Source organism: Actinomadura macrotermitis (genome assembly GCF_009604375.1).
Classification (GTDB): domain Bacteria; phylum Actinomycetota; class Actinomycetes; order Streptosporangiales; family Streptosporangiaceae; genus Spirillospora; species Spirillospora macrotermitis.
In genome coordinates this window covers 66,995-88,418 of sequence record NZ_WEGH01000005.1, presented here as the reverse complement: position 1 = coordinate 88,418, position 21,424 = coordinate 66,995, and the positions used below count along the sequence as shown (strand labels likewise).

Genomic DNA, 21,424 nt, shown 5'->3' with positions numbered 1-21,424 from the left:
CTGACGTCATGGACTCTGCGATCCGCGTGCTCATCGTGGACGACGACGCCCTGGTGCGCGCGGGCCTGGCGATGATGCTGGCGGGCGCGGACGACCTGGCGGTGGTCGGCGACGTCGCCGACGGCGCCGAGGTCGTGGCCGCGGTGAACCAGCACCGCCCCGACGTGGTGCTGATGGACATCCGGATGCCCCGGATGGACGGCCTGGCGGCCACCGAGCGGCTGCGCGCCCGCCGCGAGCCGCCGGAGATCATCATCCTCACCACCTTCGACACCGACGAGCACATCCTGCGCGCGATGCGCGCGGGCGCGAGCGGGTTCCTGCTGAAGCACACCCCGCCGGCGCAGATCGTGCAGGCGATCCGGCAGGTCGCGGCGGGCGAGCCGATGCTGTCGCCGGCCGTGCTGCGCAAGATGATGACCTACGTCGCGGACAGCGGCGTGGACCCGCGGCGGCAGCGCGCCCGCGAGCTGCTCGGCCGCCTCAGCGAGGGCGAGCGGGCGGTCGCCGCGCTGGTCGGGCGGGGCCGCACCAACAGCGAGATCGGCCGGGAGCTGTCGCTCAGCGTGGCGACCGTCAAGGCGTACGTGTCGCGGCTGCTGACCAAGCTGGAGCTGAACAACCGGGTGCAGATCGCGCTGCTGGTGCACGACGCGGGCGACGACGGCCCCAGGGACTGACCGCCCGGCCGGCGCGGGATCGACCTTCGGACGCCCTGGTCTCGACCTTCGGACGTCGCGGCGGCCGGGCCGCCCCCGGCAGGCTGGACGCATGATCGAAGTCGAACGCCTGTCCAAGCGCTACCGGGGCGCCGAGGCCGTCCGGGACGTGACGTTCCGGTGCGCGCCCGGCACCGTCACCGGCTTCCTCGGCCCGAACGGCGCGGGCAAGTCCACCACGATGCGGATGATCTGCGGGCTGACCCCGCCGTCGGACGGCGCGGCGACCGTGCTCGGCCGCCCCTACCGGCGCATCGCCAACCCCGGCCGGCACGTCGGGGTGCTGCTCGACGCCGCCGCGCAGCACGCGGGCCGCTCGGGCCGCGAGGTGCTGGCGCTCACCGCGCGCACCGTCGGCGTGGAGCAGCGGCGCGTCGGGGAGATGCTGGAGGCGGTCGGGCTGCCGGCCAAGGCGGCCCGGCGGCGGGTCGGCGCCTACTCCCTCGGCATGCGCCAGCGGCTCGGCCTCGCGCAGGCCCTGATCGGCGACCCGAAGGTGCTGATCCTGGACGAGCCCGCCAACGGCCTGGACCCCGAGGGCATCTTCTGGATGCGCTCGCTGCTGCGCGGCTTCGCCGACCGGGGCGGCACGGTGCTGCTGTCGTCGCACCTGCTGCGCGAGGTCGAGGCCGTCGCGGACCGGTTCGTGGTGATCGCCGGCGGCCGGATCGCGGCCCAGGGCGCCAAGGAGGAGCTGCTCGGCGACGCCAGCGGGGTGCTGGTGCGCGCCACCGACCCGGCCGCGCTGCACGCGGCGCTGGCGGGCGCGCGGCTGCCGTCCCGGCCCGACGGCACCGGCGCCTACCTGGTGCAGGGGTCCGCCGAGGCCGCCGGGCACGCCGCGGCGCGGGCCGGCGTCGTCCTCACCGAACTGCGCCAGGCGAACGGGAACGGCCTGGAAGAACTGTTCCTCACCCTCACCCATGGAGCCACGCGATGACCGCCACCCTGACGCGCCCGGCCACGGCCCACGCCGACCTGGCGGAGCCGCCCCGGCCCTCCCTGGCCCGGCTGACCGCCGTCGAGCTGCGCAAGACGACCGACACCCGCTCGGGCCGCTGGCTGCTGATCCTGGTCGCGCTCACGGCCGTCGCGATGATGCCGGTGGTGCTGTACACCGCGCCGAAGGGAGAGCAGAGCCTCGGGGAGTTCTTCGTCGCCGCGCAGCTCGGGGTCGGGCTGCTGCTGCCGGTGCTCGGCATCCTCGCGGTGACGACCGAATGGTCGCAGCGCACCATGCTGAGCACCTGCCTGCTCGTCCCGGACCGGCACCGGGTCGTGGCGGCCAAGCTGCTCGGCGGCGCGGTCCTCGGCGCGGGCTTCGCGCTGGCCGGGCTGGCCGCCGCCGTCCTCGGCCGCGCGGCCGGCGGGCTGCTCGGCCGGTCGGGCGGCGGCTGGACGGTCGAGCCGTCCCTGGTCGCCACCGTGCTGCTCTTCGCGGTCGCGTCGGTCCTCATGGGCACGGCGTTCGGGATGCTGTTCATGAACACGCCCCTCGCCGTCGTGCTGTACTTCCTGCTGCCGACCCTGTGGTCGACGCTCGGCGCGATGGTGGGCCGGCTGGAGGGGACGGCCAAGTGGCTGGACACCCACCGCACGCTCGACGCGCTCACCCACCCCGGCGTCACGTCCGGGGAGTGGGCCCGCGTCGCCGCCTCGCTGGCGGTGTGGCTGCTGCTGCCGCTCGCCGCCGGGACCGTCCGCCTGGCCCGCCGCGAGGTGAAGTGAGCCGGTCCCGGCGTTCCGCTGGCGCGAAGCGGTGATCACCAGGACAATGCCCCGCATGCCCAGCAGCGATGATCGGTTCCAGACCCAGCGGCGCGTGCTGCGTCCCGAGACGACGGTGGAGGACCTGGACGCGTTCGCGCGGTCCCGCCGCTGGCCGATGGGCGAGGTCACCGAGCGCGACCGCGCCGCCGGGACCGGCGGCCGCGTCACCTGGGCCGCGCCGGACGGCGCGGCCCTGCACTACCTCGAGGACGCGATGTTCGGCATCGGCCACTACGTCTTCACCGGCCGCCGCCCCGAGACGCTGAAGGAGCTGTCGGCCGAGGCCGCGCAGGCCCTCGCGCCGTGGACGGTCGCCGACCTGTGCGCCGCGTTCGACCACGCCCCCGGCGCCCGGGAGCGCGGGCAGGCGGCGCTGCGCCTCGGCCTCGCCGCGACCGCCGAGCCCGACCGCCGGGTGGTGGAGCGGATCGGCGCCGTCCTCGGCGACGGCGACGCCCGGGTGCGCTACGCCGCGCTGTGGGCGGCGGACTACACCGGCTACGAGGTGTTCGGGCGCACCGTCCGGCAGATCGCCGAACGCGACCCCGAGGCCTTCGTCCGGGACCGTGCCACCGCGATGCTGCGGGCCCGTCAGACCTCGACCGCGTAGTAGCGGAGGCCGTCCTCCTCGCGCACCAGCCGCATCCCCGCGGCCGTCATCACGCGCTGGGAGGCGACGTTGTCGCGCGCGGTGTCGCCGAGCACCCGGCGGGCGCCCCGCTCCCCCGCCAGCGCCAGCAGCCCGCGCAGCGCCTCGGCGGCGTAGCCGTGGCCGCGCACGGCGGGGATGAGGCCGTAGCCGACGGTGACGTCGCCGTGCTCGTCGGGCGGCCCGTGGAAGCCGGCGCCGCCGATCGCCGCGCCGTCCGCGCGGCGCCGGATCTCGTAGGCGCCGAACGCCCCCTGGTCGCCGGTGACCGCGCACGCCTCCAGGTAGCGGCGCGCCCCGAGGACGTCGACCTCCTCGGGGTAGCCGGGCGCCCACCGCTCCCCCGCGGCGGGCTCGCCCGCCACCAACTGCTCGGCCTCGGCGACGCTCATCGGGTGCAGCAGCAGCCGCCCGGTCACAAGATCGGTCATATGCCCTGGTCTACCACGGTTCGTCAGCCCGCCGTCCGCCGCGCGTCGACCTCGATCTCGATCTTCATGCGGGGGTCGGCCAGGCCGCACTCCAGCATGGTCGCGGCCGGGCGGACGGTGCCGAAGCGGCGGCGCAGGACCGGCCAGCACGGCTCGAAGTCGGCGCGGTCGGGCAGCAGGTAGCGGACCCGCACCACGTCGTCGAACGTGCAGCCCGCCTCGGCCAGCGCCGCCTCGATGTTGCGCAGGCACTGCTCGGCCTGCTCGACCACGTCGTCGGAGATCGTCATGGCCGTGTAGTCGAACCCGGTCGTCCCCGATACGTACACGCGGTCGCCGTCCACGACCGCCCGCGCGTATCCGATCTGCTCCTCGAAGGTGGATCCGCTGAGGATCACTCGCCGCTGCGTCATGGCGCCGAGGCTAGCGGACGCAGCCCGTCGAAGATCACGCCGAGCACCCGGGCGCGCAGCCGCCCGTCCGGCCCGCAGAACTCGGCCGCCCGGGCGGCGCCGGTGACCACGGCGGCCACCTCGGGGACGGTGAGGTCGGCGCGGACCGCGCCCGCCCGCTGCGCCCTGGCCAGGAGCGCCCCGACGGCCTCGTCCAGCTCGGCCACCCCGCCCAGCACCGCGTCGTGGACGGCCGAGGGGTCCATCCCGGCGGTGGGCAGCGCGTCGGCGAAGGAATGCTTGGTCGCGGCCTCCCCCACGCAGTGCGCGATGAACGCGTAGAAGGCCGCCCCCGGGTCCGGCTCCCCGGCCGCCGCGCGCCCCGCCTCGGCGAGCCGGCGCAGCCGCTCGGCGACGACGGCCTGGACCAGCGCCTCCTTGACCGGGAAGTGCCGGAACACCGTGCCGATCGCCACCCCGGCCCGCTCGGCGATCTCCTCGGTCGAGGCGGCCGGACCCTTGGCGGTGAACACCGCCTCGGCCGCCGCCAGGATCTTCGCCCGGTTGCGCCGGGCGTCGGCGCGCATCGGCCTGTCCCGCTGCTCCATCGTCCTCCGTTGACAAAGATGAGTCGCGACTCATATTGTCGCGAACCTGAGTCACGACTCACCCTAGCGTGGAGGCGGCCGATGCCCACGATCGTGATGACCGGCGGCACCTCGGGGATCGGCGCGGTCGCGCTGCGCCGCCTGGCCGCCGAAGGCCGGGTCCTGCTCGGCGCGCGCGGTCCCGGGCCCGGGGCCGCCGAGACGCTCCCGCTCGACCTGGCCCGGCTGGACGACGTCCGGGCGTTCGCCGGCGCGGTCGCCGGCCGCCTGGCGGGCGAGGAGATCGACGCGCTCGTCCTCAACGCGGGCCTGATCCCGCCGCGCGGCGGCCGGACGGCGGACGGGTTCGAGACGGCGTTCGGGGTGAACCACCTCGCCCACTACCTGCTGGCGCGGCTCCTGCTGCCGCACCTGGCCGCGGGCGCGACCGTCGTGCTGACCACGAGCGGCACGCACGACCCGGCCGAGCGCACCGTCCAGCCCGCGCCGCGCCACGCCGACGCCCGGCGGCTGGCCCACCCCGAGCTCGACCCCGAGCGCGGCCGGACGCCCTGGACCGCCGCCGGCCGCGCCTACTCCTCCTCCAAGCTCTGCAACCTCCTCACCGTCCGCGCGCTCGCCGCCCGGCCCGGCCTGGACGCCACCGTGCTCGCCTACGACCCCGGGCCGGTCCCCGCCACCGGCCTGGTCCGCCACTACCCGCGGGCCGTCCGCGCCGGCTGGCGGGTCCTGGCCCGGCCGCTGTCGGCCCTCGGCCCGTCCCCGAACAGCGTCGCGGCCGCAGGAGATGCCCTGGCCGACCTCGCCCTCGGCCGGGCACGGCCGCCGGCGGGCCGGTACTACGCGGCCCTCCGCGACAACGAGCTCGTCTGGAAGCAGCCCTCCGAACTGGCCCGCCGGGACGACCTGCGCGACGCCCTGTGGCGCGACAGCGCCGAACTCGCCGGGCTGGACGCCTAGGGCCTCAGACCTCGAGCACGACCTTGCCCGGAACGCCGCGCTGCTTGGCGGCGAACGCCTCCCTGGCCTCGGCCAGCGGGTAGACGGCGCCCACCTGGGGACGGAGCAGGCCCTCGTCGACCAGGCGGGCCAGCTCGGCGAGCTGGGCGCGGTCGGGCTCGACGATGAAGAAGGCGGCGCGGCCTCCCTCCGGCGCCACCGGCGGCGGCGCGGTGATCGACACCAGGACGCCGCCGGGCGCGACCGCGGCGGCCGAGCGGGCCAGGACGTCACCGCCGATGGTGTCGAAGACCAGGTCCACCGGACCGACGGCGTCCTCGAACGCCCGCTCCTCCAGGTCGACGAAGTCCTCGGCGCCGCATTCGCGGGCCACCTGCGCGGCCCGGCCGCGACCGGTCGCGATGACGCGGGCCCCGGCCTGCGCGGCGAGCTGGACGGCCAGGGCCCCGGTCCCGCCGCCTCCGCCGTGGACCAGCACCGTCCGGCCGGCCTCCAGGCCGCCGTGGACGAACAGTCCCTGGTAGGCCGTCAGCCCGGCGACCGGCAGCGACGCCGCCTGGACGAAGTCCGCGGTCCGCGGCATCGGCGCGAGATTGCGGGCCTCCACCGCGACGTACTCGGCGGCGGCGCCGTCGCGGTGCCAGTCGGTGAGCCCGAAGACGCGGTCGCCCACGGCGAGGCCGGTGGTGCCGTAGCGGACCTCGGCGACCTCCCCGGCCACCTCGTGGGCCGGGACGGACGGGGTGCGGTCGCGCCCGGCGCGGTCCACCCAGGTGCCGGGCCAGGACAGCTCGTCCGGCACGAGGCCCGCCGCGCGCACCTTCACCAGCACGTCGCCGGTCGCGCTGTACGGGGCGGGCGCCTCCTCGAAGACCAGGCCCTCGAAACCGCCCTCTTCGTGAATGCGTATCGCCTTCATGGTCCCTCCTCAGTGGGTTGGAAGATCAAACTTATAGGACGGGCGGCTAGCATGCCCCGCGGAACGCGATGATCGGGAGGCGGCGTGCCGGACGGCGGCGAGCGGGACTTCCTGGCCCACCGGAACCTGCTGATGGGCGTGGCCTACCGGGTGCTCGGGCGGGTCGCCGACGCCGAGGACGTGGTGCAGGAGGCCTGGCTGCGCTGGTCCAAGGCCGGCCCGGTGGCCGACCCGGAGGCGTTCCTGGTCACCGTCACGACCCGGCTGGCCGTCGACCGGCTCCGGCGGGTCCGGGCGCGGCGCGAGGCCTACGTGGGCGAATGGCTGCCCGACCCGCTGCTGACCGGCCCGGACGCCGCCGCCGGCGTGCTGCGGACCGAGTCGGTGTCGCTGGCGCTGCTGGTGGTCCTGGAGTCCCTGTCGCCGCTGGAGCGGGCGGTGTTCGTCCTGCGCGACGTCTTCGAGTTCCCCTACGCCGAGATCGCCGCAGCCCTGGACAGGCGCGAACCGGCCGTGCGGCAGCTGGCGGCACGGGCGCGCACGCACGTGCAGGAGCGCCGCCCGCGCTTCGAGGTGGACCCCGTCGCCTGGCGGCAGGTGACCGACCGGTTCCTCGGCGCCTGCCTGAACGGCGACGTCGCGGAGCTGATGGGGCTGCTCGCCCCCGACGTCCGCCTGATCGCCGACAGCGGCGGCAAGGCGGTGGCGCCGCGCCGCCCGATCACCGGCCCCGAGCAGGTGGCCCGGTTCGTGCTGAAGATCATGAAGCTCAGCAGATCCTTCACCGACTCGGCCGGCGTCGACCCCGCGGCGCGGATCGGCTACCGGCTGGTCACCGCCAACGGCGGGCCCGCCCTTCAGGTCACGGCCGACGACCGCCCGTTCGTCCACTTCCAGCTGCAGGTCGCCGACGGCCGGGTGAGCGCCTGCCATCTCATCGTCAACCCCGACAAGTTCGCGGCCGTGACGGCAGAGGACGGGCCGGCGCTGCGTCCTTGAGGGCATGGCGACCTCCGCCATCACCCTATGTACCGTCGGCGGCGGAAGCCGTCCACCGCCGGATCGCCCCCGATGTAACCGTTCCTACGCGGCGAGTACCGAGGAAGAGCGGTTCAGTCCCGACTCGGACACTAAAGGAGACATCGGGCCCTGGACAGGCGGCGCGCTCGTCCTACTCCGGACACGTCCTGGAGCCGCCGGAAACGCTCTGCGCCACCGCGTTAGGCGAGGTCGAGGGCTCCGCGCTTGATCTCGGAGAGGAGCGACGCCCAGCCGGACGGGGTGAAGGCCAGCACCGGGCCGTCAGGATCCTTGGAGTCACGCGCCGCGACGCCCGGCCCCGTAACGCGCGCGGCCGCCTCGACGCAGTTGGTCCCTTCACCACCACTGCGGCTGCTCTTCCTCCAGTGGGCGCCAACGATGAATGACTCCGTCATAGGTCGGACGATATCCGTTCGATCAGCTCCCGGGACTCCACTTGAGACAGCGCGCACTCACGCAGCCGCTCATACACCTCCGCGTAGTGATCGACATCCTCGGGCTCATCGACGTACCAGCTTCGGACGAGGCTGTCGACGGACACGATGCGCATCAGCCCTTCCGACCCCACATCGAGAATCGAGAACGCGCCATCGATCCCCGGGTGTGATCCCACCTCGAAGGGGATCACCCGAAGGTCGACATTGGGCAGCAGGGATACGTCCCTCAGCTTGTTCAGCTGCTCCCGCATCACCCTCCGCCCTCCCACCATGTTCCGTAGCGCCGCCTCTCCGAGGATGGCGCTGTAGTGAAGCGGCGGCACGCGTTGCAGCACGCGTTGCCGGCTCATCCGGATCTCGACGCCCGTATCCACCGAATCCGGAGTGCGACGCAGCGTAATGCCCGATTGAGAGATGACATCTCGGGCATAATTCTCGTTTTGTAGAAGTCCGGGCACTACATAGGGCTCAAAGTCGCGGATGCAGGCGGAGTCCGCCTCCAGCGAGGCGTACTCCAAGATGAACCCTGGCTTGACCCGCTCGGCAAGGTCTTTCCACCAGCCGTCCTGGCGTCCGTCATGCGCAAGCCTGAGCAAGTGATCGCGCAAACGCTCGTCGGCGACCCCGTATTCGTTGAGGATGTGCTTAAGGTCGCGCGGGCGGATCGCCCGATGTCCGTTCTCGTAAGCGCTCAGCGAGGCGGCCGACCGCTCCAGCAGCCTTCCGGCGGCGGACTGGGTCAGGTTGCGCTCTTCCCGCAACCGCCGCAGCGTATCGCCGATCATCTTGCGCCGATAGGACATCCGCTGCTCAGAGGACATGCTGCCACCATGTCACCGGAAGTCGTCTTGTCAATCAGTTCAGAGAAAGTTAGATACATCAGCTTTTTCATACACCCGCACTTCGCAGATTCACAAAGAGATATGTCGCATCTCTCATGAAGGCGTTGAAGCCATGACCCGCCGCGGCGACCCTGGCCGTGTCCCCGAGGGAAGGAAGGTCGATGGCGCCTTCAGAAGAGAGATTCACGCTCCTGGTCCGGCTCGTGTGGGAGTTGCGCGCCGTGCCGGCCACGGCGATTCTGATATTTCCCTATAATGCCGAACCTGTCCTTCATATCCCTTGCCGGGGCGGGCGGCGGGACGCCGTGCTCGCCGTCCAGCGGTGCGGGGCCTGGCGCCTCTGCTGGCGCGGCGCCGAGCTCGGCACCGCGCGTCTCGACCAGGTCGCCCGCAAGATCGCGATGGACGCGGCGGCATGAGCGGCCCGCGCCTCATCGCGGCGCTCACCCTCCCCGGCGTCGAGCGCTCGGTCCCCCACGCGCGCCGCTTCGTGCGCGACATTCTCGCCCCGGTCCACGCCGAGCTCCTCGACGACATGGCCCTGGTGGTCGACGAGCTGGCGGGCAACGCCGTCCGGCACACCGCGTCCGGCCGGGGCGGCAAGTTCACCGTCGCCCTCTTCCACGCCCCCGGTGTCCTGCGCGCGGAGGTGACCGACGAGGGCGCGGGCGGCGGACGCCCCGTCCCGCGGGCCGACCCCGCGGGCGAGAGCGGGCGGGGCCTGCACATCGTCGCCGCGCTCGCCGTCCGCTGGGGCCACCGCCCGGACGGTCCGCGCACCACCGTCTGGGCCGAGTTCGTCACACCTGGTTGAGCAGGTGCGCCGAGGGGCCGTAGCCGACCTTCCAGCCGGCGTAGACGCCGAGCGTGCCGTCGGCGACGCAGCGCAGGCCGATGCTGATCCAGCGCACGTCGCCCTCCTCGTACAGGGAGAAGCCGACCCCGAGGTTGAACTCCTCGCCGCCGCAGGGACAGCCGCAGTACTCGGCGTTCTGCTCGTCCCAGTATTCGCCGCTGTCGGCGATGAAGGAGGCGCCGCCACAGCCCGCGCACTCCCGCCGGGCACCGTTGCCGTCGTCGGCCAGGACCCGGAAGACCCGGCCGCCGCAGGGGCCGCAGACGGCCTCCACGACCCGCTCGACCTCGTGGCCCTCGGGCTCGAAGTCCGTCACGAACTCGGCGAGGTCCGCGAAGTCGTCGCCTCGCCACAGTTCGCCCGATTCATCGATCACGGCCTCAAGTATGCCGGTGCCCGACACTTCCACCGGCACCGAAACGTCCCGGCCCTACCGTTGCGGTCATGACGAGCTTCCACGACCTGCACCACGGGGCCGATCCCCTGCTCATCCCCAACGCCTGGGACTTCGCGAGCGCGGCGATGTTCGCTCAGGCCGGCTTCGCCGCGGTCGCGACCACCAGCCTCGGCGTCGCCGCCGTCGCGGGCAAGCCCGACGCCGCCGGCGCGACCCGCGCGGAGACCGCAGCGCTGGCCCGCGGCCTCGCCCGGCTGCCGGTCCCGGTCAGTATCGACCTGGAGGACGGCTTCTCCGCCGACCCGGGCGAGGTCGGCGCGCTCGTCGCCGAACTGGCCTCCTACGGCGTCGCCGGCGTGAACCTGGAGGACGCGCGCGGCGACGCCGGGCACCACGCGGCCGTCGTCCGGGCCGTGAAGGAGGCGGCGCCCGGCGTCTTCCTCAACGCCCGCACCGACACCTTCTGGCTCGGCGAGCCCGACCTGCCCGAGACGCTGCGCCGCGTCGCCGCCTACCAGGACGCCGGCGCGGACGGCGTCTTCGTGCCCGGCATCGCGGACGACGCCGACATCCAGGCCGTCCTGGACACCGCACGGGTCCCTTTGAACGTCCTGCACCTGCCGGGCCGCACCTCGCTCCCCCGCCTGGCCGAACTGGGCGTCAAGCGCGTCAGCACCGGCTCGCTCCTCTACCGCGCCGCCCTGCACGCGGCCGTCGGCACCGCGCTGGAGCTCGCCGGCCGCCCGTCCCTGCCCATGCCCTCCTACGCCGACGTGGAGCGGCTCCTGCGTCCCTGATCGCCCGGGACAACAGGCCCATGACGTGGGGATTCCCGGGACGGCAAGATCAGGGACATGCTCCTCAGGATCCTCTGCGCGCTGGCCCTGGTCCCGCCGGCCGCCGGCTGCACCGCCGAGGCCGTCAAGCCGCGCGACCCGGTGCAGGCGGCCGGCAGGGCGCTCGGCCCCGCCCTGCCGGCGGTCCGTCCCTATGAGTTCAACGCGCCGCAGCGGCTGACCGGCTGGGCCCGCGACCCGAAGCTGGAGCGGTCGGCCGACTTCACCAAGCTGGCCTCGGCGCTGCCGCAGCCGCTGCGCGACCGGCTCACCGGGATCAAGGCGGGCTACTACCGGATGCCCGGCAGCGACCGCGTCATGGACCGGTTCTTCTATGCCGGCGGCACGCTGCGCGGTGGCGGGGCCGACGCGGTGATCGAAGACGTCAAGAAGTTCGCCGCCGACCACCGGCGGCGGACCGTGACGGCCGCGACCGTTCCCTTCGGCTCCCCCGATGTGAAGAGCGTCCAGGTCGGCTTCGGCCTCGGCGCCTACCAGAACGCCTTCGCCGGCGGCCCCGTGACCACCAACGACTCGGTCGTCTGGACCGACGGCAGGACGGTCGGCCTGATCACGATGGAGGTCCCGGCCACCTCCGCCATGCTCGCCCGGGCGAAGCGGGTCCACGCCGAGCTCTCCTGACCGCCGGACGCCGTTATGGGAGGCTCGTCCCGTGGACGAGCGCTTCATCTGGAATGCCACTTGGGCGGAGCTCGACCCGGCCGGCCGCCCTTTCGACCGCTCCGACCAGGAGGCGGCCCTCCTGACCGGCCTGCTCATGCCGCTGATCCCCGACCCCGAGGTGGTCGGCTACTACGACCGCGAAAAGCACACCACCGCGATCACCCGGCTGCTCACCGCCCGCTACGGCTTCTGGGCGGCGGGCTGGAACTGGTCTCCGGGCGAAGGGGGCCTCGGCAGCGGCGTGGTGGACACCTGGTGCTGCGCCGGGCACTCGATGCACGGCACGCGCGAGGAGACCGCCCGGCTGATCGTGCGGTCGCTGCGGGAGTGGCGCGACTGGCTGGAGGACCTCGCCGGGCGCTTCGCCGCGCTGGCCCCGCCCGCGGACGGCGACCCCGCGGCGGCCGACCCCTGGTACTGGGAGCGGGCCTGCACGCGCCTCGTCACCCTGGTCGTCGACCGGACCCACAGCGAGAGCGGCTGGCACGGGATGTGCACGCTGGTCCTGGAATGGTTCCTGGCCGCGCAGGGCATCGGCGCGGAACAGGCGGCGCGCATCGTCGAGGCGGCGGTCGGCGGGCGGTTCGAGAGCTGGGTCGAGCCGAGGCCCACCGTGATCGCCGAGGTCGGAGAGCGCTTCGCCACCGAGATCGGCGGGATGGAATGACCGCCGACGCGCTGGCGGCCTGGTGCGAGGTACGCGGCCGCGTCCCCTGGCCGCCGGACGACGTCACCGCTCCCGTCCACGCCGCCCGCGACGCCGTCGCCGGCTTCTTCACCGCCACCCGGGGCGACCGCGACCCCGCCGGCGCCGCCCGCGCCCGCGCCGCGTTGCGGCAGGTCCGCGCCGACGCCGCGCGTGACCTGCCCCTCTCCTTCCCGCTCATGGCGGCCTGGCAACGCACCGTCCTCGGCGTGGCCGACGCGCCCTTCCGCACCACGCCCGCCTACGCCAAGCAGGGCCGCGAGCGGTACGGGATCGCGCCGGACACGCAGGCCCGGTTCGAGCGTCACCTGGCCGAGAGCACCGAGCCCGGCCTCCCGCTCCCCGCGCGCGCCGCCCGCGTCCACCTCGACGTGCTGTTCTTCCACCCCTTCGCCGACGGCAACGCCCGCGCGGCGATGCTCGCGCTGGCCTTCGTCCTCGCCCGCGAGGGCGTGCGCCTCGGCCGGGCGCTCCCCCTGCGGACGACGCGCTGGGCCGACGACCCCGAGGGCGCGGCCGACCTCGCCCGGCTGCTGGTGGCCCTCACCCGGTGATTCACCCCGCTCACCCGCGGGTACATCGCCCCTCGACGGTGAGGGGGACCGGACATGGCGGAACTGCGGTTCGACGAGCTGCCGCTCGACCTGGCGTTCACCGAGACGCACGGCGACGGGCGGCGCAAGGTAGCGGTGTTCGGCGATCCGGCCGACCCGTTCACCCGCGAGCTGTTCCGCGACATCCTGCCCAAGGCCGGCGACGTCACCGTGCACACGATCCCGCTGCCGCTGGAGACCTATCCGGACGCCGACCGCCTCACCCGGCTGGTCTGGGGCGCCCCCGACCGGGCCGCGGCGTGGGCGCGGCTGATGGCCGAGGGTGTGGAGCCGGCGAACCCGCCCGACGCGCACGCGCCGATCGCCCGGCTGCGCCTGGCCGCCGAGGAGCTCGGCGTGGACGCGACGCCGACGCTGGTCTTCCCCGACGGCACGATGATCGCCGGGGCGCTGCCCGCGGGCGAGCTGGAGCGCCGGCTCGCCGCCCAGTGATTCAGTGACCTGTGATCGCGTCGGCGATCCGGGCCAGCGCCGAGGTGTCCACCGAGGTGCGCTCGCGGGCGTCGGCCGTCCGGTACAGCGCGTACATGGCGTGCACGCCGAGCCAGCGCAGCGGCTCGGGCTCCCAGCGCCGCACCCGCCGGTCCACCCACGGCAGCGCGGTCAGCTCGGTGTCGCGGCGCAGCACCAGGTCGCGCAGGGTGCGGCCGGCGAGGTTGGCCGCCGCGACGCCGTGGCCGGTGTAGCCGCCCGCGTGGCCGAGGCCGGTGGTGTGGTCCACCACGGCGGTCGAGCACCAGTCGCGGGGCACGCCGAGCACCCCTGACCAGGCGTGCGCGACCCGCCCGGTGGAGGCGGCGGCGGGGAACATGCCGGTCAGCATCTCCCAGAGGGCGTCGACGGTCCGCGGGCGGGTGCGGCCGTCGTCGTCGATCCTGGAGCCGTACCGGTAGGGCTTGCCGCGGCCGCCGAAGGCGATGCGGTCGTCGGCGGTGCGCTGGGCGTACATGTAGTAGTGCGCCATGTCGCCGAGCAGCTCGCGCCGCTTCCAGCCGATCTCGGCCCAGGTCTCCGCCGGCAGCGGGGTGGTGACGATCATGGAGCTGTTCATCGGCAGCCAGTCGCGGTGGTGCCCGGCGAGGTCCGCGGTGAAGCCCTCGGTGGCGCGCAGGACGTAGTCGGCGCTGACCGTCCCGTACGGGGTGACGGCCGCGCCGGGCCGGATGCGCCGCACCGGGGTCCGCTCGTAGACCTCCACGCCGAGGTCCCGCACGACCCGCGCGAGGCCGCGCACGAGCGCGGCGGGCTGGACGCGGGCGCAGTGCGGGCTCCACGCCAGCCCCGTCGCGCCCGCCACGTTCAGGCGCTCGGCGGGGTCCAGCGGCATCAGGTCGTCCTCGGTCCAGCCCCACTCCCGGCTCGCCGCGATCATGTCGGCCAGGCGGCCCTGCTGGGCGGCGTTGCGGGCGACGGTGAGGACCCCGCCGTGCACGATGCCGGCGTCGATGCCCTCGGCCTCGGCGACCCTGACCACCTCGGCGACGGTGTCGAACATGGCGCGCTGCAGCGCCACGGCGGCCGGCCGGCCGTGCCGGGCGGCGTACCGCTCGCGCGCCCCGGCGATCTCCCCGACGAGCCAGCCGCCGTTGCGGCCGGACGCCCCGAACCCGGCGAACTCCTTGTCCAGCACGACGATCCGCAGGTCGGGCTGAGCCCGCTTGAGGTAGTAGGCCGTCCACAGCCCCGTGTACCCGGCGCCGACGATGCACACGTCGCACGACAGCGAGCCCGGCAGCCGGGGCCCGGGCTCCGGCACGCCGATCGCGCGGTACCAGTACGAGACGCCGCCGTTGGCGAAGTCGGGCGCGAGCGGGGCGGGAGCAGGACTCATGGGGACAATACTGCTGTATCACCCAGTCAAAAGCCCAGAGGGCGACGGAATCTATTGTCAACCCGCCATTGAACGACGTGTTCCGTATCAGTCGGGGTCGCCGCGATGCATGGACACGGCGGGCCGGACGGCTCCGCCGGCCGCGTCGATCCCGGTGAGGTCGCGGCGCGGCCCGGTGAAGGCGCGCGGCGTCCCCGCGTCGTCGATCCCGGCGCCGCGCCCCGCCCGCGGACCATGGCCCCCGGCGAACCGGCGGACGGCCTCCTCGCCCGGTACGGGCGCGGCCGCTCCCGCGGCGGACCGGCGGGCGCCCGTCATGTCACTCATCGTCCTTCTCCCCCCAGTCGGGCGCCTGCTCGCCGGCCGGCAGGCCGGCCCGGAACACCCGCAGTTGCAGCGCGAGCCCCGCGTAGTAGCCGACCAGGGTGACCAGCTCGACCAGCGCCGCCCGGCCGAGCGTGGCGGCGGCCTCGTTGTACAGCGCGTCGCCGAGGTCGTGGTCGGCCGCCAGCCGGCCGGCCGCCTCGCAGACCAGCCGTTCGCGCACGTCGGCCAGCATCGGCGCGCGGCCCTCGCGCAGCGCGGTCAGCTCGGCCTCGGTGAGGCCGGCGCGGCGGCCGGTCCGCTCGTGCGCGTACCACTCGAAGTCCGACCGCCAGTGCCGCGCCACCACCAGGATCGCGATCTCCCGCTCCCGCCGGGTGAAGGCGGTGCGAAAGCGCAGCGCGGCGCCGAGCTCCTGCAGCGGCTGACCGATGGCCGGGCTGTAGAGCATCGCGCTGAACGGGCCGGTGAGACGGCCCTCGTCGTCGACGAGCCGGAACGGGGCGGGACCGGCGCCGCGCGGCCCGCCGGTGATCGCCTGGTAGAGCGCGCGCTGGTCCTCGCCGAGCACGGCGGGCGGCAGCGCCGGCAGCCGCTCGGGCGGGTGGGGTTCGCCGATGTGGTCACCGCTCAATGGGTCGATCACCCATCGCACGCTAGGCGGTGCGCGGCGCCGCCTCAAGCCCCTGCCCGCTATGTGAAACCCCCGCCTCATGGTGACGTAGCCGTTCCGTAACAGGGCCGGGGGACGGTGGGTCCCAAGTGACCCCCGACGTCCGGAGGAACGTTCCATGCCGCTGCTGCGCATCCGCACCGAGATCGAGGACAGCCCCGGCCGGCTGGCCGTGCTCACCGCCGCGCTGGCCCGGCGCGGCGCCAACATCCTCGGCCTGTCCGTCCAGGTCGACACCGAGGGCGTGGTGGACGAGTTCGTCGTGGACGTGCCCGCCGGCGGCGCCGGCGCGGCCGAGCTGACCGCGGCGCTGGAGGCCGCGGGCGGCGTCCGCACCGTCGCGGTCCCGGCCCGCCCGCGCGAGCTGGTGGACGAGCCCACCCGCGCCCTGGTGCTGGCCGCCCGGCTGCGCGCCGAGCCGCACACACTGCCGGAGGTGCTGGCCGAGCTGCTGCGCGCCCGCGGCGCGGCCTGGACCAACGCCTGCGACGCGCCCGAGAGCGGCGCCGACGTGCTGACCGTGCCCGTCGGGCAGCGCCGCGCGGTCCGGCTGCGCCGCCCCGGCCTGCCGTTCACCGCCACCGAGGCCGCCCGCGCCGACGCCCTGGTGCGCGCCGTGCTGCCCGCCGGGGAGCCGCGGCCCGCCTCGCGCCGCGTCCCGCTGCGCGACGGCACCCACATCACCGTCCGGCCGATCGAGCCGCGCGACGCGGCCGCGGTGCGGGCCATGCACGAGCGCTGCTCGCTGGACAGCCGCCGGATGCGCTACTTCAGCGCCAAGCCCTACCCGACGTCGCGCGCCATCGCCCGGTTCTGCGACCCCGCGCACGGCCTGACGCTGGTCGCCGAGGGCCCCGACGGGTCGCTGCTGGCGATGGCGCACCTGATCCACGTGCTGGACCCCGGCGTCGCCGAGCTGGCGTTCCTGGTGGAGGACGCCTGGCAGGGCCGCGGCCTCGGCCGCGCCCTGGCCGCCCTGCTGCTGGTGCTCGGCCGCGAGCGCGGGCTGGTCGAGATGCGCGCGACCGCGCTCAGCGAGAACGCCCGCGTCCGGCGGCTGCTGACCTCCCTCGGCGGCCGTACCCGCCGCACCGAGGAGCCGGGCATCGTGGAGGTGCGGCTCCGCCTGGACGGGCGCACCGCGGCGGACACCGGAGCGGGGGCGGCTGGCAAAATGGCGCGGTGACCGGCATCTATGACGACCCCTGGGCCTACGCGCTCACCTGCTCGTTCCGTGACGTCGCCCCCGAGGTGGACGCGGTGCTCGGCTGGTGCGCCGAGCACCGGCCCGCGTCCGCCGGGCCCGTCCGCACCGTGCTGGAGCTGGCGGCGGGCCCCGCCGAGCACGCCCGCGAGTTCGCCCGGCGCGGCCTCACCGCCACCGCGCTGGACCTGCACCCGGCGATGTGCGCCTACGCCGACCGGGAGGCGCGGGCGGCCGGGGTGCGGCTCGAGGTCGTCCAGGAGGACATGACCGCCTTCGCCCTCGGCCGCCGCTTCGACCTGGTCGTCACCATGCTCGACTCGACCTCGCACCTGATGACGCTGGACGCCTTCACCGCGCACCTGCGGCGGGTCGCCGAGCACCTGGCCGAGGACGGCCTGTACGTGCTGGAGATGTCGCACCCGCGCGACCGGCTCGGCGACGACCCGAGCGTCACCACCGCGTGGACGGTCGATCGGCCCGGCGTGCACGCCGCCGTGCAGTGGGGCGGCCCGGACGACCGGCTCGACCCGGTCACCCAGATCGCCGACGACCACGTGACGGTGGCCATCACCGAGGCCGCCGGCACCCGGGTGATCGAGGACGTCGTCCCCTACCGGTTCTGGACCGCGACCGAGCTGGCCGCCGCGATCCGGCTGGCGGGCGGGCTGGAGGCGGCGGCGCAGTACGGCGACTTCGGCCCGGTCGCCCTCACCGACCCCGCCGCCTGGCGGATGATCACCGTGCTGCGCCGCACCGCCTAGCGGCCCGTCAGGGCGCGGGGGCCCAGCCGGGCATGGGGTGCGCGGCCAGCAGCTCGCGGATCCGCGCCGCCACCTTCTGCTCCACCTCCGCCGCGTCGCCCTTGGCGGTGGCCTGGACGACCTCGTCGATCCAGGCCGCCAGCTGCGGCATGTGCTCCTCGGTCAGCCCGCGGGTGGTGATCGCGGCGGTGCCGAGGCGCAGGCCCGAGGGGTCGAACGGCTTGCGCGGGTCGAACGGGACGGCGTTGTAGTTCAGCTCCACGCCCGCCCGGTCCAGCGCCTGCGCGGCCGGCTTGCCCGCCACGCCCTTGTTGGTCAGGTCGATCAGGATCAGGTGGTTGTCGGTGCCGCCGGAGATCAGGTCGTAGCCGCGCTCCAGCAGCGCGGCGGCGAGCGCGCGGGCGTTCGCCACGATCTGCCGCGCGTAGGCGGCGAAGCCCGGTGTCGCGGCCTCCTTCAGCGCGACCGCGATGGCGGCGGTGGTGTGGTTGTGCGGGCCGCCCTGCAGACCGGGGAAGACGGCCTTGTCGATCGCGGCGGCGTGCTCGGCCGTCGACATGACCATCGCGCCGCGCGGGCCGCGCAGCGTCTTGTGCGTGGTGGTCGACACCACGTCGGCGTGCCCGAACGGGGACGGGTGCGCGCCGCCCGCGATCAGCCCGGCGATGTGCGCGATGTCGGCGGCCAGCACCGCGCCGGTCTCCCGGGCGATCTCGGCGAACGCCGGGAAGTCGATCGTGCGCGGGATGGCGGTGCCGCCGCACCAGATCAGCTTCGGCCGCTCCCTGCGGGCCAGGTCGCGGACCTCGTCCATGTCGATGCGGCCGGTGTCGGCGCGCACGCCGTAGCGGACCGCGTTGAACCACTTGCCGGTCGCCGACACCGACCAGCCGTGGGTGAGGTGCCCGCCCATCGGCAGCGACAGGCCGAGGACGGTGTCGCCGGGCTGCAGGAACGCCAGGTAGACCGCGAGGTTGGCGGGCGACCCCGAGTAGGGCTGGACGTTGGCGTGCTCGGCGCCGAAGAGCGACCGCGCCCGCTCGATCGCCAGCAGCTCGACCGGGTCGATGTTCTGCTGGCCCTCGTAGTAGCGGCGGCCCGCGTAGCCCTCGGAGTACTTGTTGGTGAGGACCGAGCCGGTGGCCTCCAGCACCGCGGGCGAGACGTAGTTCTCCGAGGCGATCAGCCGGATCTTCTCGAACTGGCGGCGGGCCTCGGCCTCCACCAGCCCCGCGATCTCGGGGTCTTCGGCCTGAAGGTGGGGGATGACGGGCTCATGCATGACGGCCTCCGCGCCGGTCACGCCGGGGGCTCGGTACGGGAACCCCCGGCTGAGGGGCCCGTACACCCAGGCGCGCGGTGTAGCGGACGTGCTTCGCTCCCCGGTGGTCGAGCCCACCTTGACTGCGCCAGTCGCTTGCGGGCAAGCATAGCGGGCCGGGCCCGGCGCGAGGCGGCGGCCGGGCCGCAGATCATCCGGTCGCGGGGTGGAAAGGCCGCCGGTCCCCTGGCGTGCCCGCCCCCGAGACGCCATGATCTTTCGAAGCGCTCCCCTAGACTCGTGAGCCGCCGGAACCGGTCCGTCACCCGGCCCGGCCACTCACCCGACCCGCTACGGTCAGTTGGAAATGGACTCTGCACTCTCCTCGACAGCGGCACCCGTCACCGTCCTCCCGCCCCCCGAGGCGGCGCCGCAGGCGCCCCCTCCCCGCGACCCTCCCGCGAGCCGGTCCGGCACCGGGCGGCTCGGCTGGCTGGACGCGCTGCGCGGGCTGGCGGCGCTGGTCGTCGCGGTGCACCACGCGATGGGCGAGTACACCTACCCCGCCCGCGAGGCGATGACCGAGTGGTTCGACCCGGGCGCCTTCGGCATCCTGGTGTTCTTCCTGGTCAGCGGGTACATCGTCCCGGCCTCGCTGGAGCGCACCGGCGACGTGCGGCGGTTCTGGGTCAGCCGGGTGTTCCGGATCTACCCGCTGCTGCTCGTCGCGCTCACCGCGATGGTGCTGCTGTCGGTGTCCGGGGTGCGGCCGCTCGGCCCGCACCTGGCGGGCACCGGGCCGGTGGCCGCCGTGCTCGCGCACCTGACGATGATGCAGGACCTGCTGTCGGTGCCGAACGCGGTCTACGTGCTGTGGACGCTGTCCTACGAGATGGCGTTCTACCTGCTGGTCGTCGGGTTGTTCTCGGTCGGCCTGCACCGCCGCTCGGCCTCGGCGGCGCTCACCCTGACGGCCCTGGCGATCGCGGTGGTCGGGCTCGCCCGGACCAGGATGCTCGCCGAGGCCACCGGGGTGACCCCGCTGGTGGTCGTCGCGTTCGTGACCATGGCCGCCGCGATCACGCTGGCCTGCGCGCGCCGCCCGGCGCTCATGCGCGCCGGCGCGCTGCTCGGCGCGGCGCTGGCGTTCACCCTGGCCACCCTCGACAGCCGGGCCGCCACCTGGGAGGGCCTGATCATCTTGGCGGTGATGTTCACCGGCACCGCGATCTACCGGGCCGAGCGCGGCCAGATCCGGTGGCGCACCGCGCTGCTCACCGCCGCCGCCGTGCTGGTGTCCGCGGTGGCGCTCGGCCTCTACGAGAAGGCCGCCTGGGGCGCGGGGATGACCGACTGGGGGGTGAAGCGGGCCTGGGCGAGCGCGGTGGTCCTGGCGGCGCTGGTGTTCGCGGGCGGCATGCTGCTGCGCGACCGGCGGATGCCGGGCTGGCTGGTGTGGCTCGGCGTCGTCAGCTACTCGGTGTACATCCTGCACCCGGTGCTGCTGGAGGCGATGACGCACGTGTTCGGCAAGCCCGTGCACCAGCAGCCGCTCGTCATCGTGGTGTTCCTCGGGCTGCTGCTCGCCGCGAGCCAGCTGACCTACCGGCTGGTGGAGAAGCCCATGCAGGAGCTCGGCCGCAAGGTCGCCAGACGGCTCGGCTGACGCAGGCCGGAACGCCGAAGGCCCCGATCCCGGGCGGGATCGGGGCCTTTCCACGTCCGGCTCAGGACCGGCGCGGCCGTCAGCCGCGGGCGGCGGCCTCCATCGCCTTCTTCACCAGCGCGCGCTTCTCGCGCAGCTTGGCGAGCGCCTCCTCGAGGATGGCCTCGCCGTCCTCGTCGCTGCGCCGCTCCTTGACGTACGCCAGGTGCGTCTTGTAGGGCTCGGTCTTCGGCGGGGCCGGGGGGTTGTCCTTGTCCTGACCGGCCGGGAACCCGCAGCGCGGGCAGTCCCAGGTGTCCGGCACCGCGACGTCGGTCGCGAAGCTCGGACGGGTCTCGTGCCGGTTGGCGCAGTAGAAGGTCACCCACACACGGGGCGCCGCGTCCCCGCGCTCGGCCTCTCCCATCGGGCCGGCCCCGACACGGCTACCCCGAATCGCGTTGCCACTACCCACGGACTACTCCTCGCTCAGTATGCCGCGGCCGTCCGCGCCCCGACGGGGCACGGACGGCGGCGCGGCGATCGTACGTATCCACGCGGCCTGGCTCAGCCGACGCCCTTGCTCTTGAACAGCAGCCCGAGCACGATGATCGAGGCGAACCAGATCACGCCGACGCCGACCGTCAGCCGGTCGAGGTTGCGCTCGACCACCGAGGACCCGCCGAGCGACGACGAGATACCGCCGCCGAACATGTCGGAGAGGCCGCCGCCCTTGCCCTTGTGCATCAGCACGAGGACCACCATCAGCAGGCTGCAGATGATGAGCACGACGGACGTGGTGATGATCCACACATTCACAGTGTTCAGCGCCTTTTCTGGCCACCCCCGCTGCAGCGGGGT

Annotated in this window: 28 protein-coding genes and 1 riboswitch; of the genes, 15 read left to right on the top strand and 13 right to left on the bottom strand. The window is 74.3% G+C overall.

Annotation, left to right across the window (positions count from 1 at the left end; genetic code table 11):
* Positions 1 to 8 precede the first annotated feature (8 nt).
* The 4 genes from ACRB68_RS33090 (at position 9) to ACRB68_RS33075 (ending at position 3,099) form a co-directional block, all read left to right on the top strand.
* Positions 9 to 680, top strand: coding sequence for a response regulator transcription factor (locus ACRB68_RS33090; protein WP_153539652.1), 672 nt, complete (start codon positions 9 to 11; stop codon positions 678 to 680).
* Between the two features lie 91 nt (positions 681 to 771).
* Entirely contained in the window at positions 772 to 1,659 is an 888-nt protein-coding gene (locus tag ACRB68_RS33085) for an ABC transporter ATP-binding protein (protein WP_153539650.1), read from the top strand.
* Positions 1,656 to 2,447 (top strand): ABC transporter permease, encoded by a 792-nt coding sequence (locus tag ACRB68_RS33080; protein WP_153539648.1) that lies wholly within the window; start codon positions 1,656 to 1,658, stop codon positions 2,445 to 2,447. The genes ACRB68_RS33085 and ACRB68_RS33080 overlap by 4 nt, the downstream gene beginning before the upstream one ends.
* A gap of 55 nt (positions 2,448 to 2,502) precedes the next feature.
* Positions 2,503 to 3,099, top strand: coding sequence for a hypothetical protein (locus ACRB68_RS33075; protein ID WP_153539646.1), 597 nt, complete (start codon positions 2,503 to 2,505; stop codon positions 3,097 to 3,099).
* Here the strand turns inward: ACRB68_RS33075 and ACRB68_RS33070 are convergent.
* The 3 genes from ACRB68_RS33070 to ACRB68_RS33060 are packed head-to-tail and all read right to left on the bottom strand — an operon-like array spanning position 3,081 to position 4,569.
* Positions 3,081 to 3,569, bottom strand: coding sequence for a GNAT family N-acetyltransferase (locus tag ACRB68_RS33070; RefSeq protein ID WP_153539644.1), 489 nt, complete (start codon positions 3,567 to 3,569; stop codon positions 3,081 to 3,083). The two genes, ACRB68_RS33075 and ACRB68_RS33070, sit on opposite strands and share 19 nt — an antisense overlap.
* Positions 3,570 to 3,592: 23 nt before the next feature.
* Complete coding sequence (locus tag ACRB68_RS33065) at positions 3,593 to 3,982, bottom strand: RidA family protein (protein ID WP_153539642.1); 390 nt, start codon at positions 3,980 to 3,982, stop codon at positions 3,593 to 3,595.
* The gene (locus tag ACRB68_RS33060; protein WP_153539641.1) at positions 3,979 to 4,569 is read right to left on the bottom strand and encodes a TetR/AcrR family transcriptional regulator; all 591 of its coding nucleotides are present in this window, start codon (positions 4,567 to 4,569) and stop codon (positions 3,979 to 3,981) included. The genes ACRB68_RS33065 and ACRB68_RS33060 overlap by 4 nt, the downstream gene beginning before the upstream one ends.
* An 81-nt stretch (positions 4,570 to 4,650) precedes the next feature.
* On the opposite strand from ACRB68_RS33060, the gene ACRB68_RS33055 reads away from it, so the two are divergent.
* Positions 4,651 to 5,529 carry an SDR family NAD(P)-dependent oxidoreductase gene (locus tag ACRB68_RS33055; RefSeq protein WP_153539639.1) on the top strand — a complete coding sequence of 293 codons (879 nt, stop codon included), beginning with the start codon at positions 4,651 to 4,653 and terminating at the stop codon, positions 5,527 to 5,529.
* Between the two features lie 4 nt (positions 5,530 to 5,533).
* Here the strand turns inward: ACRB68_RS33055 and ACRB68_RS33050 are convergent, their stop codons facing one another.
* A complete protein-coding gene (locus ACRB68_RS33050; RefSeq protein ID WP_153539637.1) occupies positions 5,534 to 6,448 on the bottom strand; it encodes an NADP-dependent oxidoreductase in 915 nt (304 codons plus the stop codon).
* Between the two features lie 84 nt (positions 6,449 to 6,532).
* On the opposite strand from ACRB68_RS33050, the gene sigJ reads away from it, so the two are divergent.
* On the top strand, positions 6,533 to 7,447 hold the full coding sequence (gene sigJ / locus ACRB68_RS33045) for an RNA polymerase sigma factor SigJ (protein ID WP_328595085.1): 915 nt from the start codon (positions 6,533 to 6,535) through the stop codon (positions 7,445 to 7,447).
* A gap of 221 nt (positions 7,448 to 7,668) precedes the next feature.
* Here sigJ and ACRB68_RS33040 read toward each other — a convergent pair whose 3' ends face one another.
* Both ACRB68_RS33040 and ACRB68_RS33035 read right to left on the bottom strand, forming a co-directional pair.
* Entirely contained in the window at positions 7,669 to 7,884 is a 216-nt protein-coding gene (locus tag ACRB68_RS33040; protein ID WP_153539635.1) for a DUF397 domain-containing protein, read from the bottom strand.
* The gene (locus ACRB68_RS33035; RefSeq protein WP_153539633.1) at positions 7,881 to 8,747 is read right to left on the bottom strand and encodes a helix-turn-helix domain-containing protein; all 867 of its coding nucleotides are present in this window, start codon (positions 8,745 to 8,747) and stop codon (positions 7,881 to 7,883) included. The genes ACRB68_RS33040 and ACRB68_RS33035 overlap by 4 nt, the downstream gene beginning before the upstream one ends.
* 436 nt (positions 8,748 to 9,183) lie before the next feature.
* Here ACRB68_RS33035 and ACRB68_RS33030 point away from each other — a divergent pair, with 436 nt between their 5' ends.
* A complete protein-coding gene (locus tag ACRB68_RS33030) occupies positions 9,184 to 9,582 on the top strand; it encodes an ATP-binding protein (protein WP_153539632.1) in 399 nt (132 codons plus the stop codon).
* Here the strand turns inward: ACRB68_RS33030 and ACRB68_RS33025 are convergent.
* The gene (locus tag ACRB68_RS33025) at positions 9,569 to 10,000 is read right to left on the bottom strand and encodes a hypothetical protein (RefSeq protein WP_207709918.1); all 432 of its coding nucleotides are present in this window, start codon (positions 9,998 to 10,000) and stop codon (positions 9,569 to 9,571) included. The genes ACRB68_RS33030 and ACRB68_RS33025 overlap by 14 nt on opposite strands.
* 68 nt (positions 10,001 to 10,068) lie before the next feature.
* Between ACRB68_RS33025 and ACRB68_RS33020 the strand changes: the two genes are divergently transcribed.
* From ACRB68_RS33020 to ACRB68_RS33000, 5 genes are read left to right on the top strand one after another with little or no spacing between them, the layout of a single operon-like run.
* Entirely contained in the window at positions 10,069 to 10,818 is a 750-nt protein-coding gene (locus ACRB68_RS33020) for an isocitrate lyase/PEP mutase family protein (RefSeq protein WP_153539630.1), read from the top strand.
* Positions 10,819 to 10,875: 57 nt separating this feature from the next.
* Complete coding sequence (locus ACRB68_RS33015) at positions 10,876 to 11,499, top strand: hypothetical protein (RefSeq protein WP_153539628.1); 624 nt, start codon at positions 10,876 to 10,878, stop codon at positions 11,497 to 11,499.
* Between the two features lie 31 nt (positions 11,500 to 11,530).
* On the top strand, positions 11,531 to 12,208 hold the full coding sequence (locus ACRB68_RS33010) for a hypothetical protein (RefSeq protein ID WP_207709917.1): 678 nt from the start codon (positions 11,531 to 11,533) through the stop codon (positions 12,206 to 12,208).
* Entirely contained in the window at positions 12,205 to 12,801 is a 597-nt protein-coding gene (locus tag ACRB68_RS33005) for a Fic family protein (RefSeq protein WP_153539626.1), read from the top strand. The genes ACRB68_RS33010 and ACRB68_RS33005 overlap by 4 nt, the downstream gene beginning before the upstream one ends.
* Positions 12,802 to 12,855: 54 nt before the next feature.
* The gene (locus ACRB68_RS33000) at positions 12,856 to 13,293 is read left to right on the top strand and encodes a DsbC family protein (protein ID WP_153539624.1); all 438 of its coding nucleotides are present in this window, start codon (positions 12,856 to 12,858) and stop codon (positions 13,291 to 13,293) included.
* Between the two features lies 1 nt (position 13,294).
* Here the strand turns inward: ACRB68_RS33000 and ACRB68_RS32995 are convergent, their stop codons facing one another.
* From ACRB68_RS32995 to ACRB68_RS32985, 3 genes are all read right to left on the bottom strand, one after another.
* The gene (locus ACRB68_RS32995; protein ID WP_153539622.1) at positions 13,295 to 14,692 is read right to left on the bottom strand and encodes an NAD(P)/FAD-dependent oxidoreductase; all 1,398 of its coding nucleotides are present in this window, start codon (positions 14,690 to 14,692) and stop codon (positions 13,295 to 13,297) included.
* A gap of 87 nt (positions 14,693 to 14,779) precedes the next feature.
* Complete coding sequence (locus tag ACRB68_RS32990) at positions 14,780 to 15,019, bottom strand: hypothetical protein (RefSeq protein ID WP_153539620.1); 240 nt, start codon at positions 15,017 to 15,019, stop codon at positions 14,780 to 14,782.
* Positions 15,012 to 15,662, bottom strand: a complete 651-nt coding sequence (locus ACRB68_RS32985; protein ID WP_328595084.1) for a carboxymuconolactone decarboxylase family protein — start codon at positions 15,660 to 15,662, stop codon at positions 15,012 to 15,014. The genes ACRB68_RS32990 and ACRB68_RS32985 overlap by 8 nt, the downstream gene beginning before the upstream one ends.
* A 145-nt stretch (positions 15,663 to 15,807) precedes the next feature.
* Between ACRB68_RS32985 and ACRB68_RS32980 the strand changes: the two genes are divergently transcribed.
* Positions 15,808 to 16,875: a GNAT family N-acetyltransferase gene (locus tag ACRB68_RS32980; protein ID WP_153539616.1), complete on the top strand. Its 1,068-nt coding sequence runs from the start codon at positions 15,808 to 15,810 to the stop codon at positions 16,873 to 16,875.
* Positions 16,872 to 17,657, top strand: a complete 786-nt coding sequence (locus tag ACRB68_RS32975) for a class I SAM-dependent methyltransferase (protein ID WP_194293553.1) — start codon at positions 16,872 to 16,874, stop codon at positions 17,655 to 17,657. Before ACRB68_RS32980 ends, ACRB68_RS32975 begins: the two co-directional genes overlap by 4 nt.
* A 7-nt stretch (positions 17,658 to 17,664) precedes the next feature.
* On the opposite strand, the gene ACRB68_RS32970 is transcribed toward ACRB68_RS32975, so the two are convergent.
* Positions 17,665 to 18,939 carry a serine hydroxymethyltransferase gene (locus ACRB68_RS32970; protein WP_153539612.1) on the bottom strand — a complete coding sequence of 425 codons (1,275 nt, stop codon included), beginning with the start codon at positions 18,937 to 18,939 and terminating at the stop codon, positions 17,665 to 17,667.
* A gap of 57 nt (positions 18,940 to 18,996) precedes the next feature.
* Positions 18,997 to 19,084, bottom strand: a riboswitch (ZMP/ZTP riboswitch).
* Between the two features lie 201 nt (positions 19,085 to 19,285).
* Between ACRB68_RS32970 and ACRB68_RS32965 the strand changes: the two genes are divergently transcribed.
* Positions 19,286 to 20,584: an acyltransferase family protein gene (locus ACRB68_RS32965; RefSeq protein WP_235960668.1), complete on the top strand. Its 1,299-nt coding sequence runs from the start codon at positions 19,286 to 19,288 to the stop codon at positions 20,582 to 20,584.
* Between the two features lie 79 nt (positions 20,585 to 20,663).
* On the opposite strand, the gene ACRB68_RS32960 is transcribed toward ACRB68_RS32965, so the two are convergent.
* Both ACRB68_RS32960 and secG read right to left on the bottom strand, forming a co-directional pair.
* A complete protein-coding gene (locus tag ACRB68_RS32960; protein WP_328595083.1) occupies positions 20,664 to 21,038 on the bottom strand; it encodes an RNA polymerase-binding protein RbpA in 375 nt (124 codons plus the stop codon).
* A 92-nt stretch (positions 21,039 to 21,130) separates the two neighbouring features.
* Complete coding sequence (gene secG, locus ACRB68_RS32955) at positions 21,131 to 21,376, bottom strand: preprotein translocase subunit SecG (RefSeq protein WP_456356041.1); 246 nt, start codon at positions 21,374 to 21,376, stop codon at positions 21,131 to 21,133.
* Positions 21,377 to 21,424 lie beyond the last annotated feature (48 nt).

Bases quoted from the DNA above. Each gene is read 5' to 3' on its own strand.
- ACRB68_RS33090 (WP_153539652.1), top strand. From the start codon at position 9: ATGGACTCTGCGATCCGCGTGCTCATCGTGGACGACGACGCCCTGGTG.
- ACRB68_RS33085 (WP_153539650.1), top strand. From the start codon at position 772: ATGATCGAAGTCGAACGCCTGTCCAAGCGCTACCGGGGCGCCGAGGCC.
- ACRB68_RS33080 (WP_153539648.1), top strand. From the start codon at position 1,656: ATGACCGCCACCCTGACGCGCCCGGCCACGGCCCACGCCGACCTGGCG.
- ACRB68_RS33075 (WP_153539646.1), top strand. From the start codon at position 2,503: ATGCCCAGCAGCGATGATCGGTTCCAGACCCAGCGGCGCGTGCTGCGT.
- ACRB68_RS33070 (WP_153539644.1), bottom strand. From the start codon at position 3,569: ATGACCGATCTTGTGACCGGGCGGCTGCTGCTGCACCCGATGAGCGTC.
- ACRB68_RS33065 (WP_153539642.1), bottom strand. From the start codon at position 3,982: ATGACGCAGCGGCGAGTGATCCTCAGCGGATCCACCTTCGAGGAGCAG.
- ACRB68_RS33060 (WP_153539641.1), bottom strand. From the start codon at position 4,569: ATGGAGCAGCGGGACAGGCCGATGCGCGCCGACGCCCGGCGCAACCGG.
- ACRB68_RS33055 (WP_153539639.1), top strand. From the start codon at position 4,651: ATGCCCACGATCGTGATGACCGGCGGCACCTCGGGGATCGGCGCGGTC.
- ACRB68_RS33050 (WP_153539637.1), bottom strand. From the start codon at position 6,448: ATGAAGGCGATACGCATTCACGAAGAGGGCGGTTTCGAGGGCCTGGTC.
- ACRB68_RS33040 (WP_153539635.1), bottom strand. From the start codon at position 7,884: ATGACGGAGTCATTCATCGTTGGCGCCCACTGGAGGAAGAGCAGCCGC.
- ACRB68_RS33035 (WP_153539633.1), bottom strand. From the start codon at position 8,747: ATGTCCTCTGAGCAGCGGATGTCCTATCGGCGCAAGATGATCGGCGAT.
- ACRB68_RS33030 (WP_153539632.1), top strand. From the start codon at position 9,184: ATGAGCGGCCCGCGCCTCATCGCGGCGCTCACCCTCCCCGGCGTCGAG.
- ACRB68_RS33020 (WP_153539630.1), top strand. From the start codon at position 10,069: ATGACGAGCTTCCACGACCTGCACCACGGGGCCGATCCCCTGCTCATC.
- ACRB68_RS33015 (WP_153539628.1), top strand. From the start codon at position 10,876: ATGCTCCTCAGGATCCTCTGCGCGCTGGCCCTGGTCCCGCCGGCCGCC.
- ACRB68_RS33005 (WP_153539626.1), top strand. From the start codon at position 12,205: ATGACCGCCGACGCGCTGGCGGCCTGGTGCGAGGTACGCGGCCGCGTC.
- ACRB68_RS33000 (WP_153539624.1), top strand. From the start codon at position 12,856: ATGGCGGAACTGCGGTTCGACGAGCTGCCGCTCGACCTGGCGTTCACC.
- ACRB68_RS32995 (WP_153539622.1), bottom strand. From the start codon at position 14,692: ATGAGTCCTGCTCCCGCCCCGCTCGCGCCCGACTTCGCCAACGGCGGC.
- ACRB68_RS32990 (WP_153539620.1), bottom strand. From the start codon at position 15,019: ATGAGTGACATGACGGGCGCCCGCCGGTCCGCCGCGGGAGCGGCCGCG.
- ACRB68_RS32980 (WP_153539616.1), top strand. From the start codon at position 15,808: ATGCCGCTGCTGCGCATCCGCACCGAGATCGAGGACAGCCCCGGCCGG.
- ACRB68_RS32970 (WP_153539612.1), bottom strand. From the start codon at position 18,939: ATGCATGAGCCCGTCATCCCCCACCTTCAGGCCGAAGACCCCGAGATC.
- ACRB68_RS32965 (WP_235960668.1), top strand. From the start codon at position 19,286: ATGGACTCTGCACTCTCCTCGACAGCGGCACCCGTCACCGTCCTCCCG.